Annotated in this window: 15 protein-coding genes, 2 rRNA genes and 1 pseudogene (1 of these 18 only partly in view); 6 read left to right on the plus strand and 12 right to left on the minus strand. The window is 44.4% G+C overall.

The window, feature by feature from the left end:
• Both ACXAC1_RS10240 and rrf read left to right on the plus strand, forming a co-directional pair.
• Window positions 1-1,061: ribosomal RNA gene (locus ACXAC1_RS10240) — 23S ribosomal RNA — on the plus strand; it begins 1,826 nt to the left of the window's first position.
• Between the two features lie 219 nt (window positions 1,062-1,280).
• Window positions 1,281-1,395 (plus strand): 5S ribosomal RNA (gene rrf, locus ACXAC1_RS10245).
• A 273-nt stretch (window positions 1,396-1,668) separates the two neighbouring features.
• Here rrf and ACXAC1_RS10250 read toward each other — a convergent pair.
• Window positions 1,669-2,832: an IS256 family transposase gene (locus ACXAC1_RS10250; RefSeq protein ID WP_475058256.1), complete on the minus strand. Its 1,164-nt coding sequence runs from the start codon at window positions 2,830-2,832 to the stop codon at window positions 1,669-1,671.
• A 490-nt stretch (window positions 2,833-3,322) separates the two neighbouring features.
• On the opposite strand from ACXAC1_RS10250, the gene nhaD reads away from it, so the two are divergent.
• Entirely contained in the window at window positions 3,323-4,588 is a 1,266-nt protein-coding gene (nhaD, locus tag ACXAC1_RS10255; RefSeq protein ID WP_475061402.1) for a sodium:proton antiporter NhaD, read from the plus strand.
• A 177-nt stretch (window positions 4,589-4,765) separates the two neighbouring features.
• Window positions 4,766-7,846, plus strand: coding sequence for an ammonium transporter (amt, locus tag ACXAC1_RS10260; RefSeq protein ID WP_475061403.1), 3,081 nt, complete (start codon window positions 4,766-4,768; stop codon window positions 7,844-7,846).
• On the opposite strand, the gene ACXAC1_RS10265 is transcribed toward amt, so the two are convergent.
• The 10 genes and pseudogenes from ACXAC1_RS10265 to ACXAC1_RS10310 all read right to left on the minus strand — a co-directional run bounded on the left by ACXAC1_RS10265 (window position 7,843) and on the right by ACXAC1_RS10310 (window position 16,653).
• Complete coding sequence (locus ACXAC1_RS10265) at window positions 7,843-8,220, minus strand: Na+/H+ antiporter subunit G (protein WP_475061404.1); 378 nt, start codon at window positions 8,218-8,220, stop codon at window positions 7,843-7,845. The genes amt and ACXAC1_RS10265 overlap by 4 nt on opposite strands.
• 13 nt (window positions 8,221-8,233) lie before the next feature.
• Window positions 8,234-8,503, minus strand: coding sequence for a K+/H+ antiporter subunit F (locus ACXAC1_RS10270; RefSeq protein ID WP_133565137.1), 270 nt, complete (start codon window positions 8,501-8,503; stop codon window positions 8,234-8,236).
• Window positions 8,497-8,982: a Na+/H+ antiporter subunit E gene (locus ACXAC1_RS10275; RefSeq protein ID WP_228191789.1), complete on the minus strand. Its 486-nt coding sequence runs from the start codon at window positions 8,980-8,982 to the stop codon at window positions 8,497-8,499. The genes ACXAC1_RS10270 and ACXAC1_RS10275 overlap by 7 nt, the downstream gene beginning before the upstream one ends.
• A 2-nt stretch (window positions 8,983-8,984) precedes the next feature.
• Entirely contained in the window at window positions 8,985-10,511 is a 1,527-nt protein-coding gene (locus ACXAC1_RS10280; protein WP_475061405.1) for a monovalent cation/H+ antiporter subunit D, read from the minus strand.
• A complete protein-coding gene (locus ACXAC1_RS10285) occupies window positions 10,512-10,877 on the minus strand; it encodes a Na+/H+ antiporter subunit C (protein WP_133565130.1) in 366 nt (121 codons plus the stop codon).
• Entirely contained in the window at window positions 10,877-13,675 is a 2,799-nt protein-coding gene (locus ACXAC1_RS10290) for a monovalent cation/H+ antiporter subunit A (protein WP_475061406.1), read from the minus strand. The genes ACXAC1_RS10285 and ACXAC1_RS10290 overlap by 1 nt, the downstream gene beginning before the upstream one ends.
• 259 nt (window positions 13,676-13,934) lie before the next feature.
• Window positions 13,935-14,312, minus strand: coding sequence for a CZB domain-containing protein (locus ACXAC1_RS10295; RefSeq protein WP_475063811.1), 378 nt, complete (start codon window positions 14,310-14,312; stop codon window positions 13,935-13,937).
• A gap of 30 nt (window positions 14,313-14,342) precedes the next feature.
• Window positions 14,343-15,017 (minus strand): annotated as a pseudogene (locus ACXAC1_RS10300) (methyl-accepting chemotaxis protein); the annotation flags it as partial.
• 182 nt (window positions 15,018-15,199) lie between these two features.
• Window positions 15,200-15,811 carry a Yip1 family protein gene (locus tag ACXAC1_RS10305; RefSeq protein ID WP_228191793.1) on the minus strand — a complete coding sequence of 204 codons (612 nt, stop codon included), beginning with the start codon at window positions 15,809-15,811 and terminating at the stop codon, window positions 15,200-15,202.
• 197 nt (window positions 15,812-16,008) lie between these two features.
• Complete coding sequence (locus tag ACXAC1_RS10310; RefSeq protein WP_475061407.1) at window positions 16,009-16,653, minus strand: hypothetical protein; 645 nt, start codon at window positions 16,651-16,653, stop codon at window positions 16,009-16,011.
• A 218-nt stretch (window positions 16,654-16,871) separates the two neighbouring features.
• Between ACXAC1_RS10310 and ACXAC1_RS10315 the strand changes: the two genes are divergently transcribed.
• Entirely contained in the window at window positions 16,872-17,495 is a 624-nt protein-coding gene (locus ACXAC1_RS10315) for a phosphoadenosine phosphosulfate reductase domain-containing protein (protein WP_475061408.1), read from the plus strand.
• An 8-nt stretch (window positions 17,496-17,503) separates the two neighbouring features.
• Entirely contained in the window at window positions 17,504-17,998 is a 495-nt protein-coding gene (locus tag ACXAC1_RS10320; RefSeq protein WP_475061409.1) for a hypothetical protein, read from the plus strand.
• A gap of 107 nt (window positions 17,999-18,105) precedes the next feature.
• Here the strand turns inward: ACXAC1_RS10320 and ACXAC1_RS10325 are convergent, their stop codons facing one another.
• Window positions 18,106-18,288, minus strand: coding sequence for a hypothetical protein (locus ACXAC1_RS10325; protein WP_475061410.1), 183 nt, complete (start codon window positions 18,286-18,288; stop codon window positions 18,106-18,108).
• Between the last annotated feature and the right edge of the window lie 309 nt (window positions 18,289-18,597).

An 18,597-nucleotide genomic window follows, 5' to 3' on the forward strand; every position in this document is an offset into this window, starting at 1 on the left:
TTGAAGGTTAATTGATGGGGTTAGCGTAAGCGAAGCTCTTGATCGAAGCCCAAGTAAACGGCGGCCGTAACTATAACGGTCCTAAGGTAGCGAAATTCCTTGTCGGGTAAGTTCCGACCTGCACGAATGGCGTAACGATGGCCACACTGTCTCCACCCGAGACTCAGTGAAATTGAAATCGCAGTGAAGATGCTGTGTATCCGCGGCTAGACGGAAAGACCCCGTGAACCTTTACTATAGCTTCACAGTGAACTTTGAACCTACTTGTGTAGGATAGGTGGGAGGCTTTGAAGTGCAGACGCCAGTTTGCATGGAGCCAATCTTGAAATACCACCCTGGTATGTTTGAGGTTCTAACTCAGGTCCCTAATCGGGATCGAGGACACTGTGTGGTGGGTAGTTTGACTGGGGCGGTCTCCTCCCAAAGAGTAACGGAGGAGCACGAAGGTGCGCTCAGCATGGTCGGAAATCATGCAAAGAGTGTAAAGGCAAAAGCGCGCTTAACTGCGAGACAGACACGTCGAGCAGGTACGAAAGTAGGTCTTAGTGATCCGGTGGTTCTGTATGGAAGGGCCATCGCTCAACGGATAAAAGGTACTCCGGGGATAACAGGCTGATACCGCCCAAGAGTTCACATCGACGGCGGTGTTTGGCACCTCGATGTCGGCTCATCACATCCTGGGGCTGAAGCCGGTCCCAAGGGTATGGCTGTTCGCCATTTAAAGTGGTACGCGAGCTGGGTTTAGAACGTCGTGAGACAGTTCGGTCCCTATCTGCCGTGGACGTTTGAGATTTGAGAAGAGTTGCTCCTAGTACGAGAGGACCGGAGTGAACGAACCTCTGGTGTTCCGGTTGTCACGCCAGTGGCATTGCCGGGTAGCTACGTTCGGACGGGATAACCGCTGAAAGCATCTAAGCGGGAAGCCTCCTTCAAGATAAGATCTCACTGGAACTTAGAGTTCCCTAAAGAGCCGTTCGAGACTAGGACGTTGATAGGTTGGGTGTGTAAGCGTTGTGAGGCGTTGAGCTAACCAATACTAATTGCTCGTGAGGCTTGACCATATAACACCAAAGTGGTTTTACTGAGATTGTTCCAGACAATCTCGAGTACTTCCTCCCTCCATGGAGGTCGTGCACTACAGAATTTACGATACAAACCAACGGTTTGACCTTGGTTATCGACTATTTCAAAGTCTAATTGTTAAAGATATCAAGTTTACGAACTTGCGTGTTTTGGACAAGGCAACAGAAAGCCACCCAGAACGAATGCAAACCCGTTTGCTTGACGATCATAGAGGCGTTGAACCACCTGATCCCATCCCGAACTCAGAAGTGAAAAGCGCCATCGCCGATGGTAGTGTGGGAGATCCCATGTGAGAGTAGGTCGTCGTCAAGCTTTTAATTGAGAAGCCCTGATCGTTAGCGCGGTCAGGGTTTTTTTGCGTCTGGCGAAAATGAAACCAGCTTAGTAAAGGGGTCAGATCCCTCAACTGGTGATAGTGCTTGGAGACTGATGTACGTGCAGGGATCTGACCCCTGAGGTTAAATCTGCTTGACTCTAATGAGCGAGATATATTCAGTCTATACTAGAATCCCTTTCAGAATCTCTCTTTATGGTACCGTCCCATTGAGTGTGTCTCTGCTCTCATCAAACATCTTTATTTATCTCTTATTTAAATAAATTGCTCTTTTGGAATCGACTCACTGGGTGACGATAAGTACTGCTATTCATATCAATCGCAACCTTGCTTAAAAGAGTTAACACTGATTCAACATTAGGCATCGAGTTTCTAATTTTCAATGTTCTTTTGAAGGCTTTGTTCAGTCGCTCAATCCAGTTGGTGGTGTAAATCATATTTCGGATATCATACTCGAAGCTTAGATAAGTTGAGTAATATGAGAGCCAATATGGATCAGCTAGCCTTTTCATATGAGGGTAGTAGCGCTGCCACCGTTGGGCCACTTGTTGTGCTCTGTCTAGCAACTGTTCTTTTGTATCCTCCCGATTTTCAATTTGAAAAATCTCATTCAAGTCACTGACGACGGCTAGGCGATGCTGCTTTTTGACCTTGTTCAGTATGGATCGCTTGAGATGTAGCACACACTTTTGAATTGAAGCATCAAAGTGCTTTTCTAATGTGCTATCGAGTTCGGTAAGGTTATCGATGACGAATAAGTCTGTTTGCTGCATTCCCCTGTCTTTAAGATCTTGGCAAATCTCATCCCAAAAACTTGATGACTCTGTTGGTGCATTATAGATACCAATCACTTCTCGAGTCATATCAGGTAAAACCGCTAACGCTATGTAATACGCCTCACTGGAGACTCTTTCTCGTTTGGTTTTCACAAACGTGGCATCAAGATATACGATGGGATAATAGCTGTTTAGTGGCCGTTCTCTAAACTCTCGCATTGCATCGGACAAGCTAACAGTAATACGAGAGATCTGGCTTTTTGACAGATGCTGACCGTAGATAGTATGTGTAATGGATTCGATATCACGCGTTGTTAAGCCCTTAGCATACAGCTCAAAACACAACTCATTCAGCGTGTCCGATTGATTCCTCATAATATTGAGTAGTGTCGGCTTGAAGTGCCCTAATCGATCCCTTGGGATTTGCAGTGATAAAGCCTCTCCGATACCAAAGCCATTCACGTTGCGATAGCCATTTGCTTTATTGCCTTGTACAGCAGCCTCAAGATAAGCTGCTCGCTCGGCCTTCATCAGGCTGTTGATCGCCATCTCGAGTAATTTATTGATACCGTCAGGCTGCAAAGTTAGCTGATCAACGGCGGCTTGTATCTGTTGAGTGTTTAGTTTTAAAGTGTCCATAGTCTCTCTTTTGTTAAATGGTTTGTTTTTTGGTCGAAACAAAAACATTTAATGAGAGAGAGGCGCCTAATACAACGTCCTTTACTAGACACACTTCTGGGGACGGTATGCTCTTTATATTTTCAACTACCCTAACTCTATGGCTGTTTTTATTAAACCGAAGTTCATATCATCTTATTAAAACTCAATAACTTTGATTGCACATAGCTCATCATCTTATATGGCTATTGAAAGAAAGCTAGTTTCAGTTTTGAAGGGCTTTTGTATCTTTTGAAAATGTTCTGGCTGTTTTCTCACTGGTATGAGCTGTTTTGAGCTTTTAATTTGTACAGTAGTGAACTTTTTCAAATCAATATCACTGTCATTAATAGTCTTTATGAAATTTTATTTCATAATTTAGTCGTTAATGAGTAGGAGACATGAATAAACGGGTATAAAATTCCAAAATCAAAATTTTGGGCTTTTAAATTCATCAATTGAGGTTGTTATCATGTCAGAGGTACTGCAAATAGTGCTGATAAGCTTGGCTGTATTAGCTTTGCTGGGAGTCGTGTTAGAGGATATTATCCATGTTAATAAAGCTAAGATAACGTTGTTTTTAGGAACGTTTTCTTGGTTTTTATTGTATGTTTTTCACTCTGGCTCTCCGGAGGAAGCCGAAGCCGTCGCTATCGGTTTCGAGGAAAACGTTGCTGAGATTGCGTCACTTTGGTTGTTTCTTGTGGCTGCGATGACTTTTGTCGCGTATTTAAATAAAAAGGGGATGATTGAGAATGTTATCCATCTTTTCTTACCTCGGCAGATTAAAGAGCGGTCACTGCTGTTTTTAACAGCGATCTTTTGTTTTATTTTCTCTTCTTTAGCGGACAATATTACTGCGACACTTGTTTCAGTCACATTAATCCTGTCTTTGAATCTGTCGACTAAGAAAACCATTCGTTTTGCGACATTAGTGGTATTTGCGGTTAACTCTGGTGGTGTATCGTTGATAACCGGTGATGTCACGACTTTGATGATTTTCCTTGATGGCAAGGTCAACATTTTAGATCTCTTGATGCTTTCTTTGCCTGCCTTCACAGCGGTAATGGTATTGGCTTTATTATTAAGCCGAGGGCTAAACGACACTGTTGAGATTAACATTCGCCATAATGAAGTAAGACCTGTGGATCTTATGATCGCTGGTGCTTTCCTTTGCACGATCGTGACGACGATAGTTGCCAATGTATTATTTGGTATTCCACCTGTACTGATGTTCTTACTGGGTATGGCAACAATGTTTCTCATTGCACGTTTCTTTGATTCAGATGAAAAGGAAGAGCAACAGATTTTAGAATACATCCGTGTAATAGAATTTGAGACATTGCTGTTCTTCTTGGGCATTCTTTTGCTAGTCGGTATGTTGAAAGAGATTGAGGTGCTGGATGCGATTGTTCGTATGTATGAAATCCTTCCTCCAGCTCTCGCTAATTTTTTAATGGGCGTATTATCGTCTGCGATTGATAACGTACCTTTAACAGCCGCTTTGTTAAAAGCTGGGATTGTTATGACTGAAGCGGAATGGTTAGGTCTGACTTACGCTGTTGGTGTGGGTGGTTCACTGCTTGTGATCGGTTCTGCCGCTGGGATTGTGGCGATGAGTAAGGTAGATGGTTTGACGTTTGGCTCTTACGCGCGATACTCATTTGTCCTGCTGCTTGTATATGCGATTGGTTATGTTGCTTCCATTGGATTAGCTCAACTGGTATTAGGAAGTTGATTTGAGATCGATAAAACAGACGCTGAGGCGTCTGTTTTTATTTGTACTATTACTTATGATAGTTGGCCTAAGAATTGTATGCTCATAAAGTAAAACTAATATATCCAGGATTCATAAACCGAGTGTGTTAAAGCGCTTCAGATGTGCTCTGAGGTGGTGCGTTAAATAGGGGTGGTAGTGAGTGGAGTAGCTATGTTAGATGTTGTGTGGCTTTTAGTGTCGGCAAGCTTGGTGTTTCTAATGCAAGCGGGTTTTCTATGTTTGGAAAGTGGCCGTATCAGGAGTAAGAACAGCATTAACGTGGCTGCGAAAAATATTTCTGACTTCATTATTTCTTCAGCGGTTTTCAATATTTTAGGGTTTGGCCTCATGTTTGGGGCCTCCTACCAAGGTTTTTTTGGCCTTTCTGATTTTATGTTTGGTGAGCAAGCATCTTCTAAAGAAATCGCTTTTTTCCTTTTTCAAATGATGTTCTGTGGCACCGCAGCAACCCTTGTATCGGGAGCGGTTGCCGAGCGTATGTCATTTATCGGCTATGTCATTATTACCATAATTTTGAGCGCAGCGATTTATCCCATTGTTGGCCATTGGGCATGGAATGGCATTTTTCAAAATGAGTCTCAAGGATGGTTAGAGTCTCTAGGGTTTGTTGATTTTGCAGGTTCGACTGTCGTGCACTCTGTGGGTGGCTGGGTTGCTTTGGTGGCGATCCTATTGATCGGTCCAAGAATACGAAGATTTGAACAAGGGATTCACTTGCCCCAGGGGAGTAACTTGCCCCTCTCTGGTCTTGGTGTATTACTGATTTGGCTAGGTTGGGTTGGCTTCAATGGTGGCAGTACGCTCAGCTTAACCGAAGCTGTCCCTCATATATTATTGAAAACGTTTGTTTCTGCTGCCTGGGGTGGTATTGGTGCTAGTTTCCTATTCTTTATACATAAGCGCTATGTTGACGTATCACAGTTACTAAATGGCGTGATTGCTGGCTTAGTTGGTATCACTGCTGGCTGTCATGTCGTATCCACTGGTGATGCCATCATAATTGGCTTTATCAGTGGCGTCATCACGGTACTTGGTAGTTATTTGATGGAGCGCTGCAAGCTAGATGATGCGTTAGATGTTGTGCCAGCTCATCTCTTTGCCGGTATTTGGGGAACCTTAGCGGTTGCCATTTTTGGTGATCTAGCGCTTATTGGAACGGGGTTAACACGCCTAGAGCAACTGCAAAGCCAAGTGATCGGTATTCTTTGTACTGGCTTATACTGTGTGGCGGTTTCATACCTATTGCTGAAAGTCGTTGGGCAATTTGTTTCGCTACGTGTATCTAAGGACTATGAAGAACAAGGTCTAAATATCGCAGAACACCGCGCCACGACAGAGCTTATCGATTTACTGAATTCCATGCAGTATCAGGAAAATAAAGCGGATTTCTCACAACACGTTCCCGAGGAGCCTTTTACGGAAGTAGGTCAAATAGCCAAACAATATAATCAAGTGATTGATCGAGTCACTCAAGAAATCACATCACGAGACGATGCCCTGAGTCGCTTCAAAGAAAGTGAGATGCGTAAATCTGCCATTCTTGATTCTTCAATGGATTGTATTGTTACGATTAATAGCGACGGAATAATCATGGAATATAATCCTGCTGCAGAAAGAACGTTTGGTGTCCTAAAACGTCAGGTTGAAGGCGAAAGCTTTATTGATTTATTCGTTCCTGAAAAAGACCAAGCGAGCATTTTGAATAGCCTAGACACTGGTTTTTCTACTTCTGGTGGTTGGCTCATTAATCGCCGTAACCACTTTCAGCTACAGCGAGGAGATCAACAGATTTTCCCTGTAGAAATAGCGATTACCAAAGCGGTTAATGAGCAGGGCGGCCTGCAAGAGTTTACGCTTCATATTCGAGATGTGACAAGGCACGTGAAGCTACAGCAAAAATTGCGCTTCCTTGCTTACAGTGACCCGCTAACCAGTTTGTTTAACCGTACCTACATGACAGAACAGCTAGAGCGGGCTCTACACAATGCTAAAGAGCATCAAACAAGAGTTGCGTTACTGTTTCTAGATTTGGACAAGTTCAAGATCATCAACGATACATTAGGGCATAAAGCCGGTGATGAGTTGCTTTGTGAAGTGGCTGATCGTCTGACCCAAACGGTGCTAAAGAACGACATCATCGCAAGATGGGGCGGTGATGAGTTCTTAATTATGCTCACAGAGGAAGTGACAGAAGCGCGAGTAAGCACACTGTCGGAAGCCATCCTAGATATTATGCATGAGCCTGTCATGTTGCTGGAAAAACCAGTCAAAGTGGGTACGAGTATCGGTATTGCTTTAAGCAACGCTGACCATGACGCTGAGACACTGATTCAACAGTCGGATATGGCGATGTATTGGGCCAAGCAGAGTGGTCGTGATAACGCTAAGTTATTCCAACCCTACATGGCAAAGGAAGTGACGAGCCATTTCCAGAAAGAGCAAGAGGTACAAAAGGCACTGGATTGCGATCAGTTCTTTTTAGTATTTCAACCACAAATAGACACTCGATCAGGGGCCGTGTTCGGTTTTGAAGCCCTGATTCGATGGCAGCACCCTGAAAAAGGCCTTATCGGTCCTATGGATTTTATTCCTCTAGCGGAAGAGTCCAACTTGATTTGTCGAATTGGTGAGTGGGTCTTGGAAAAAACGCTGCAAACACAGGTGAACTGGCTGGAGTCTGGTATTACGGCGACGCCAATAGCAGTGAATATCTCAGGTAGACACTTTATTTCTGAAGGCTTTCTTGTGTTTATTACAGATCTGTTAAAACGTTATGAGGTGCCGGGTAATCTGATCAAGATTGAAATTACCGAGGGGGTTTTTATTCATGACATGGCGTTATGTATAGAAATCATGGCTGGCTTAAAAGCGCTGGGGGTTGAAATTTCAGTTGATGACTTTGGCACTGGTTATTCCTCATTGCACTATCTAAAACGACTGCCCTTAGATACGTTGAAGATTGATAAGTCGTTCGTGTGTGAAATTGGCGATCAGGCAGAGGGCGATAAAATTTGTGAAGCCGTTGTGCAATTGGCTCAAAACCTTGAGTTGAACGTTATTGCGGAAGGGGTGGAGACAGGTCAGCAGGCAGAGGTTTTAAACCAGCTAGGTTGCCACTTACATCAAGGGTATTACTACGACAGGCCCTTATCTGAGACTGCTGCGCGAGTGATTTTAAAAGCGCAGCAATCTCATACGGATATCAGAGTCAGTTAATCTTTATCTGTTGTTTCCAGTGCACTTTCTCGGTTACGAATCTTTGTTAGTAAAGATTGTCCTGAGGTGCGTGGAATAGCTGGATTCTCTCTGTGTAGCGCAGTCTTCGCAATCATATTGGCTGCCACTGGCGCTGTGATAAGTAAGAATAACGTGATCAAAAGCTCTGATACAGAGAAGGAGCCTTGGTTAATAGATTGATAGACCAGAGAAGCAAGCAGTACACCTGTAATACCAAGAGTCGTCGCTTTTGTTGGTCCGTGCAGACGCATAAAAATATCTGGTAGTCGCGCAAGGCCGATGGATCCAATGAGGAGAAACACTCCTCCCACCACCAATAAAATGCTTATAACCAGTTCAACATAAAAAGACATGAAACTCTCCGTATTATTCGATGATGTCGCCGCGTAGTAAGTACTTACACAAAGCGGAGGTGCTGACAAAACCAAGCATGGCAATCAACAAGGCTGCTTCAAAGTAAAGGCTCGTTTCCATATAGATGCCGTACAGCATCAGTAGAGCAATGGCATTAATGTACATAGTGTCCAGCGCCATAATACGGTCGGAAACATGAGGCCCTACTAACAAGCGCCATAAATTTAAAAATAGAGCCACACAGATACAGATGGTGACGAAAAATAAAGCCCAACTTAGCATCCTAGGATCTCCTTAATAGGTTGTTCGTAACGCTGTTTAACTTCGTCAATAAGGTCTTGCTCGTTATCCAGATGAAGAGCGTGAACATACAACCAGCACTTGTCCTCTGATACTTCTACACTCACGGTACCTGGCGTTAAGGAAACCGTACTTGCCAAGACTGTGATACCAACATCTGATGTTAGATCAAGCGGGATGGCGACAAAACCAGGCTGCAATTTTCGAATCGGTCCAAGTACGAGTACTGCCACCTGCATATTCGCCACTAAGATATCTTTTAGCACCATAAAGAAATAGCGTAGCGCGAGCCATGGCTTAAGTATCTTAGGTTGCTCATCCCGCATTGAATTGACCAGCAACGGAATGCTGATCGCAAAGAAGGCTGCCAAGACAATGTGGCCTGGACTGATGGAGTTATTCATTAGTAACCAAACACTAAACAGCAGTAAGCTGTGAAATGGCATTGGGAATAATTTCATTGTTAAAAGCCTCCTTCAGCCAAAGGGCTGGTTAATAGGGCTTCTACTGATAGCCTAGGGTCATGCAAAAATGCTGCTGCATCATTTGCCAATTCTGATAAAGGGCCAGCGAATAAAGCTAATAACGGTGAGGCGGACAGTAGCAGTACGACACCTAGCCACTCACCAAGGTGAATAGATTGAGCGGCTTCAGGCTGTTTACCAGCCGAGTGTCGCCAAAAGAGTGTTGTCCCAGCGCGTGATAGCGCAATCAAGGCTCCTAAGCTGCTAAGCAATAGAATCGGCCATACCCAGATTTGCTCAGCAGCGGACTGAACAGACTGTAACACCATTATCTTGCCAATGAAGCCAGAAAAGGGCGGCATACCGATCACAGCTATCGCTGCGATAGCAAAGAAAATTCCCAGAAAGACAGGATTATCCATTTTCTTCGCAACCACAAAGCGATCTTCTGCTTTACCTCGTTGTCGCGAGATCATATCTGCTAGAAGGAACATTCCCCCAGCAACTAAAGTACTGTGTACCATGTAGTAAAGGGCAGCGCTGGTTGCCGCTTCACTTTGAATGGCGGTACAAACCAACAATGTACCAGCTGAAAGCACCACTAAATTGGCTGTTAGCAATTTTAAGCTTGGACTTGCTAAGGCGCCAATGGTACCTACGGTGATCGTCAATAAGGCGAGAGGCCAAATCCAAGATTGGGCAATATTCGCTAACTCTCCAGCTTCATCACCAAACACCACACCATGGATCCGTAGAATGCTGTAAATACCCACTTTGGTCATCACCGCAAAAATGGCAGCTACGGGAGCACTGGCACTGGAGTAGGTTTTTGGCAACCAAAAATGCAGAGGTAGCATGGCCGATTTAAGGCCAAACACGGCTAATAACAATAAGGCCCCGATTTTGGCCAAAATGGCAACACTGCCTTCGAGTTCAGAAACTTTCTGAGCCATATCTGCAATGTTCAATGTACCTAACGTGCCATATAAAATCCCTAAGCCGAATAGGAAAACGCTTGAGCCTGCTAAGTTTAAGACGACATAGTGAATCGTCGCCTGAGTTTTCTGTTTTCCGCCACCGTGAACCAGTAATGCGTAAGAAGCAATAAGTAGCACCTCAAAGAAGACGAAGAGGTTAAACACATCGCCGGTTAAGAATGCGCCATTGATACCCATTACTTGAAACATAAACAGCGGATAAAAGTAGCCGCCTGCTTTATCGTGAGAGCCTGTGGCATAACATAGAGCTGAGAACGCCAAGAAGTTGGTCACGGCGACCATGATGCTGGACATCGGATCAGCCACCAGCACGATGCCAAAAGGCGGGCGCCAGTTACCAAGAATGTACTGTGTAATGCCTTCTGTTTGGACCCATAAAACCAGAGCAAAACCAACAATCACCTGAAGTAGCATCGATACAATCGATAAAACTCGTTGGCGTTGCAATGTTTTAGAAAAGGGCGGTAGTAGCAATAACGCGCCAGTAAACAAAGGCAGTAAAATGGGAAGAATACTAAGGTGCTGCATTTAGCGCTGGCCTCCAGATTTCTGACGAACTTCTTCTTTTGTCTGTGGTATACGGCCATCAACATGATCGTTACCTAAGTCAGCACGTGCACGCATGGCCAAGATGACCGCAAATGCAGTCATTGCAAAACCAATTACGATAGCAGTCAAAACTAATGCTTGAGGAAGTGGATCACCGTAGTCTTCGGACATACCGAGCACTGCTGCGGCATCCAGTTTTAAGCGGCCGCTGGCAAATAAGAACAAGTTGACGGCATAGGAAAGCAGCGTCAAACCAACAACCACGGAAAAGGTTCTTCCCCGTAGCGTCAGAAAAATTCCGCAGGCCGTCATTAGGCCCACACAAAAAGCGTAGATGCCTTCCATTACGACTCCTCCTCAAAAATAGCTCGTTCACTGGTCGTTAACTGACCAAGGTTCGCTAGAATTAACATAGTGGCTCCGACAACCGTTAGGTAAACCCCTAGGTCAAAGAGCATGGCACTGGCAAGCTCAAACTTACCAATGACAGGTAGGTAGAAATAGTCAAACCACGACGTTAAGAACGGACGGTCAAAGAACCAACTTCCTAAACCTGTTAGCGCAGCAATACCTATGCCCGAACCGATCATGATTTGATAATCCAGTTTTAAACGCTCTTTAATCCAGTCTACGCCGTGGGCAACGTATTGTTGGATGATTGCCACTGACGTAATAAGGCCTGCAATAAAGCCACCACCTGGCATGTTGTGTCCGCGCAAGAATATGTAAGCGGATACCAACAGTGCTAAAGGTAGAAGACTTTGCGAAACAACAGACAACATTAGAGGGTGGCTATCAGTTGACCAAGGGCGTCCTTGTTCATTACTCGATGGCATGTAGAGACGCATACGAGCAATCAGCTTAAAGATACCCAGTGCCGCAATCCCCAATACAGTGATTTCACCCAGCGTATCGAAACCACGGAAGTCGACCAAGATCACGTTGACCACATTGGTACCACCACCACCGGTTTTACTGTTTTCAGTAAAGAAGTCCGAAATGGTATCCAGCGGACGGGTCATTAAGGCGTAAATAACCGTACCGACGATACCACCGATCATGGCAGAAATACCTAAATCTCGAACCACTCGTCGAGGACTCGATTCTTTCGGCGTCTTTTGCGGTAAAAAGAACAAGGCAAGCATCAGCAATATGATGGTGACAACTTCAACAGATAACTGAGTTAACGCCAAATCTGGTGCCGAGAATCGAGCAAACGCTAAGGTTACGATCAAACCGACCACTGATAAAGTCAGCAGGGCAACCATCCGGCGACGATGCCAAATAACGGTTGCTAGCGAGGCAATCGACAGTAGCACTGCCCCCGTAATAGATAGTGCGTCAACCGGAATTTCAGGGCGTCGCCCTGCGGTAGCGTTTAGGTCCAAAAGTGGGTAAGCACTCATGACAATCGTAAACATGAATAGGAAATACAAATAACGCTGTAGTGAACCATTTTCAAAGAAGTTAATGATCCACGTGGCCTTACCAACCAATTGTTGAATCGCACGCTCAAACAAGACCTTAGGGTCATTTGTCGGAAATTGTGCTTGGAACTTAAACAAATGCTGACGGTTGTAATACACCAATAGACCACCTAAGAGAGCGATTACACTCATTAGCAGAGGTATATTAAAGCCGTGCCAAATCGCCAAACTATATTCTGGCAAAGGGCCATTCAAAGCCGATAAGGAGGCGCTTTGCAGTAAATCGCCGACAATCCAACTTGGGAAAATACCGACCAAGAGACACAGGGCAACAAGAATCTCAACAGGTACACGCATGTAGCGTGGTGGCTCATGCGGCGTTTTAGGTAAGTTAATCGGCTCACCATTAAAGAACACATCGTGCACGAAGCGAGTGGAGTACGCCACGGAAAACACACCACCTAGCGTGGCGAGTACTGGTACCATCCAAGAGAGTGAACCAAGAGAGTCTTGGTGTAAGGTTTCGTTGAAGAACATCTCTTTCGATAAGAAGCCGTTTAGTAGTGGAACACCTGCCATGGCAGAAGAGGCGACCATGGCGAGCGTTGCCGTATAAGGCATGTATTTCCATAAACCGTTTAATTGGCGCATGTCCCTTGAACCAGACTCATGATCAATAATACCTGCCGCCATAAACAAAGACGCTTTAAACGTAGCATGGTTAATAATATGGAAAATGGCCGCTACCAGCGCCAAATCAGATCCCATGCCTAGAAGTAATGTGATCAAACCTAGATGACTGATCGTAGAATTAGCCAAAAGCCCTTTTAGATCATGTTGGAATAGCGCTAGATAACCACCTAACAAGAAAGTAGCAAGACCTGTCATACTGACAATCAGGAACCATAAATCGGTTCCTGCAAGGGATGGGTAAAAGCGAGCCATTAGGAAAATACCGGCTTTTACCATGGTGGCAGAGTGCAAGTAAGAGCTGACTGGGGTTGGCGCAGCCATGGCATTAGGTAGCCAAAAATGGAACGGGAACTGAGCGGACTTAGTGAACGCACCGATTAAGATCAACACAGTAATAATCGGGTATGTACTGTGCGCGCGGATAATATCGCCACTGTCCAGCACCGTTTGCAAATCGAACGTACCGACCACATTACCGAGCATGAGCAAGCCGGCTAAAAGGAATAATCCGCCTGCGCCAGTAATCGTAAGTGCCATACGTGCGCCTTTACGTGCTTCACTCTTACTGCCCCAGAAGCTGATTAGTAAAAAGGAGCTAATACTAGTCAGCTCCCAGAAGACCCAAATTTGAATTAGGTTATCCGACATCACCACGCCAAGCATGGCGAACATGAAAAGAATCAGATAACAGTAAAACTTCCCCATATTGTCGTTACTCGATAAGTAATATCGAGCATAAAGAATAACGAGTAGGCCGATCCCAAGAATGAGCAAACTAAATAAGAGGGTCAGGCCATCCAAGCGAAAAGCCAAAGAAAGCCCTAAGCTTGGCACCCAATCAACAGCGGTTTGAAAACGTTGTCCATCAAGGATCGCTGGGGCCATTTGCAAGATAAGAAACAGCGCGATAGCGGGTAGCGCTGCCGTTAAAAATGCACATGCGGTTCGGCTATAGCGGGTACTACAGAGTGGCACGAGCGTGCCCAGTAGTACTAATAGGGGAATGCATAGTAGGGTATTCAACGGATTTGCTCCTTCATAGCATGTTTACGAGGTCGCCTAGATAGTTAGGTTACCCATCGCCTCCATTTTTACTAGCAACTTATCATGACGCTAAGATTGCTCAATCAACTATAGTTTGTAAGGATAGCGTGATCAGCGCACATTTTCTTTAAAAAAGCGTGCGAAAAAAGTAACAAAAATAATGTCTTGCGCGCCAGCTACAAAAAAGCGCTGATCGAGGTCAGCGCTTATATTAGAGACTCCTATTGAGGGATTAAGTTCATTCCGACTTAATTTCTTCCATCAAGGCTTCAATGTTGACGACCACTTGTAAGCTCGCCGTCTCCATTTTATCAAGATGTTTAAGCATGTCATCATGATGGCCTTGCTCAGCTGCGGCCACGGCTGCTCGCCCTAAATCGTGCACGGCTTTGTGTGGTGTCTCTAAGGCTTTGAAGTTACGAGAATTTTGGTAATGTTTATGGCCATAACCTTGGTAATACCACTTCCCTAAACGGCATTCAGTATGAGCATTAACACCCTCTCGAAAATCGCGTTGGTCAATTTTACGGTAGACCTGATTTTTCCAAACGGTGTGGTCCAATTTAACGGTATCCAGAAAGGCTTGTGTCGCGGCTATTTTGATAACGTGCTGCATCTTTTGAGAGGTAGAAATGACATTTTCGACGATGCTGTCAATTTGACCGGCAGACGTGGCGACATCTTCAGCGCTAGCTTGGTTTTTGCTCACCATGGCCTTAATTTGCTGTGTTTGCTCTAAGACCTTACGGACCAAGTCTTCAACTTGCTCACTAGCCGAGTGCGTTTTGCTAGCCAAATTACGCACTTCATCAGCTACCACAGCGAACCCTCGTCCTGTTTCGCCAGCTCGTGCAGCTTCAATAGCAGCATTTAAAGCAAGTAAGTTTGTTTGGTCTGAGATTTCTTGAATGCTCGACACGAGCTGACTAATGCCACTGGCGGTTTTATCAAGCACATTGGCGGCTTCCATACTGGAGCTGGCTTCATCATTAATGATCAATGCGCGTTGATTTAGACGAGACAAAGCGGAACGGGTGTCACTGAAAAGCGTGTCCACTTCTTTCAGATTACGTCTTTCATCTATTAAGCTGGCAGCACTTTCAGCCAAGCCTTCACGGATAGATCCAATCATCTCTCCCCCACGCAATTGGTAACCGAGCAGTTCAGAGCAGTAATCGTTGTCATTAGTTGTCTGCGTTGTATTTTGGGCTTGGTATAGTTCCGCCTCTAATGCAGATATGCGTTGCTGGCTTTGGCTGCGCTCTTGTTCAATTAGATTTTCGAGCTCAGCAATGCGGTTTTTATTGGAAGAGAAGAACATCTTTTAGCTTGGCTCCATACAACAGGACAAAACATGATTGATGATTGTGTACTCTAAATTAGTGACATAAAAGTAATTTATTGTATACGGGCCAATAGAAAGGCCTTAAACGAACAAGGCCTGCTTTCGATCAATGTAATCAATTGAAGCAGGCCTATTTTCGCGCTTTAGGGGCGGTGCAATTAACCAAAGAATGCCCAAAGAGGACTGTGTTCAGATCCCATGCTCCAGAGTAGGACTACGACTGCTAATAGGAATTCAAGCACTAGTACGCCGATACCCAGTGTGCCAGTGGATAAGATGAAACCTTCTTTATGGCTAATCCCTAAAAATCTTGGTGTGCCTTTGTAAAGTAAGAACGCTGAGTAAGCGACCCCCATGCAAACCGCTAAAACACATAGCCAAGCGATAGGGTAAATTGCGAACAACCCACTTAAAAACATTGGTGTAGCAATGTAACCAGCAAACACAATGCTTTCAGCTCGACTGGGGCGATGAGAGTACTGTCTTGAAAGAGCGTGAATAGCTGACCCAACACCCGCCACCGCTAGTAGAATTAAGGCGTAAAACAAAACCCCCAGTCCAAGGGCGGTCATGACGCTTAGTTTTACACCTTCTTCGCCGTTCAGCGTCCATCCCACTTGCGTGGTCCCAATAAAGCTACTAACAACCGGAATGGCAGCCATAATCAACACATGATGAGCATACATGTGACTGACTGATTCGTGTTCTTTATTGATTTCTCGCCATTCTCGATCAGGATGGTGTAATAATCCCCACACATGATTAATCATGCTGTCCTCCTCGTATTCGACTTAAATTAGTTAGATGTTTCTGAACGGTTTTTTGTGTTTAAAAATCACCCTTAACGTTCAGTATAGATGCATACGAGAAAGCGAGATGGCTGGATGATAACGTTTTCTTATAAAGGAAACGGCGCTTAGATGCTTGTTGAATATCAGACTTCTGGAATAACCTAAACTAAGGCGCTCTAGTTCCCATCTGTACACTGATAATCTTCAGGCATTTCAACATTAAAGGGCTTATCCATGGGGTGCTTTAAATCTAGCTGCGCGATGGAGTGCTGAACTAAGAACTCATAAAGTTTCCAACGGGAGCAAGTGGGATGAGTAACGAAGCTGGTGCTTTGAAGTAATAAGTGATTTTGAGTATCGATCAACTTCAGTGTCATTTTGGTCTCAAGCACAGACTGCTCAAGTGTTTCATAGCCAACTAGATGTGGCATGGTATAAACATTTGTATCACAGCGGTGCTTGTCTTTGCCTGTGCTGTAGCATGAGGTTGTGTGACCTGTTACTCGTTCCCGGTAAATGGGTTGCTCAACTTGCTTAACTTGCTGTTGGTGAGTCAGCGAGAAGCGTGCAATGACATCTGGCTTGGTCAGATTTGCGCCAATATTATGGTAGCCGCGGCTATGAAAAGCTTGAATCACATTTTCAATGTAACGTTTGTTGGTAAGAGGGTCGCCCATCTCCATGGTTTCGACCTTGATGCGAGATTCAGGAGTAACGATAGCGTCAGGATCAATATTGCTGACTTGTCGTCCCGACATCACAACATTTGATGTACAGCCACTCAGCCCTACGAGCAACATTAAACTTACTAATACGCGCATTTCTATACTCCAATGAATACTAGTTACAGCATTTATAACCAACGCAATCCTTGTCGAACATAACATCAGCTTTACTGTGATAGTTGGTTTTTCAATGTATTTGGCCATTTATTACGAAGTCTAAATTATATCCCCCATCAAATGGAATTTATTGTTATTTGCAATTGATTCTCTTTATCTTTAATGTCTTGTCAAATTTTTCCATTTCAGCGGAGATTGTGACATTGAATATAGAACAGAGTAATCGTGATTTTGCCTTCCTAGAGCCAGAGCAAATTATTGAACACGCTCTGCATTACGCTAAAACACCTGTTACTACCACGAACTTTGGGCCTTATGAAGCAGTGATTTTGCATATGGTGACTCAGATAAAACCCGATATGAAGGTGGTTTGGATTGACTCGGGTTATAACACACCGCATACCTACAAGGTTGCCCAGCAGTTGATGGATAAACTGAATTTGGATATCGAAGTTTACACTCCTAAAGTCTCAGCGGCTCGTTGTGATGCTTCAATGGGCGGGATTCCGAGTGTGGATGACCCTCGTCATGCTGAGTTTACCGAGCAGTTTAAACTAGAGCCATTTAGTCGTGCTATGCGTGAGCAAGCACCTGATGTTTGGTTTACAGCGGTAAGAAGTGAGCAAACTGAGTTTCGTAAAGAGATGGAAGTCTTCGGTGAAGGTCCAAATGGCATGTTAAAAGTGGCACCGCTTTTACATTGGAGCGAAACAGATATGCAGGCTTATCTTGATCGTTTTGAGTTGCCTAATGTAGAGCGATACTTTGACCCAACTAAGGCATTAGCGAATCGTGAGTGTGGTCTGCACACCAAGCTTTAGGCGTTGCGATGGTTCTCTATAAAATGACTGATGACACTGCCATACTGGATAAAAACGCTACGTTGTCGACGCTTCTTGCGCGGTATCACGACCTTAACTTAAAGGCTCATAGCGCTGTTTGTTATGGGGAAATGGTGTTAGCAGATGCTTATTATCAGGACGCATTCCGCATCAGTTTAGAGATGCTTCGACGCTTTGGGGGCTTAAGCGAAGTGCTCAAGTCTAGTGTTGAAGCCTGCTTAAATTGCTCTGAGTTTTGCCAATGGAAAGAGGACAGCCATCAGTCTAATTTTTTAGAGAACACCATCGCGCTTTTGCTTGAAATTATAAATGGTGAATTTGGCGACTTCCACAAACAGCAAGCTATGGCGGCCTACGTAGATCTTGCATACATAGCCTCGCGTTTGCACGGCGAGACGCATTCTAGAAAGGCTAAAAGCTTGGTCAACGAGTTTCGGACACTTTGGCCAATATATTCAAAGGCGTTGGTCAGCTTTCAATGACGAATGAAGAGGTTGAGGTCTGTGCAAGTGGGGAAGAGAGAGCGGACGGTCAGAAAACTAAAACAGAGGGTATTATTTTTATTCCCTCAGTAGTAGTGATGAGAAGCTTACTTTTCAATTGGAAACGTACGGTACCAATCGAGGTTGTCAATTTCCATATCGGCTGGTTTCGTCGCTTTAGGCTGGCGCTTAAACAGGCTTACTAACTGGCTTGAAACACTGCTTAAACTAATAAGCTTAACATTGCTCAATGCTTGAGAGATAAAAGACCCGTTGTTTAATGTGTTCATAAAATAGACTCCTAAGAAAGAGAAAAAGCAGAAATCGCTATTACCAGACTATATTGTAATTAATGGCATTTAACTGAACAAACGATGCTTTTTCACCCAAGTATTAAGTTTTTCTCAACAGTGAGTCTGTGGGAGGAGGGATCGTATGGAATCGTGCAGATTTGCAAAATCGAAGACACAAAAAAAGCCGCTCATTGCTGAGCGGCCTTTTTCTTAGACATCTGGTGGAGATGGGGGAGTCGAGCCCTGTTTAAATACACAGTTTAATCAGTAGGTTGCTGATTTGCATATGATCTATATATGTATATT

Source organism: Marinomonas sp. AWM4_232 (assembly GCF_056158325.1).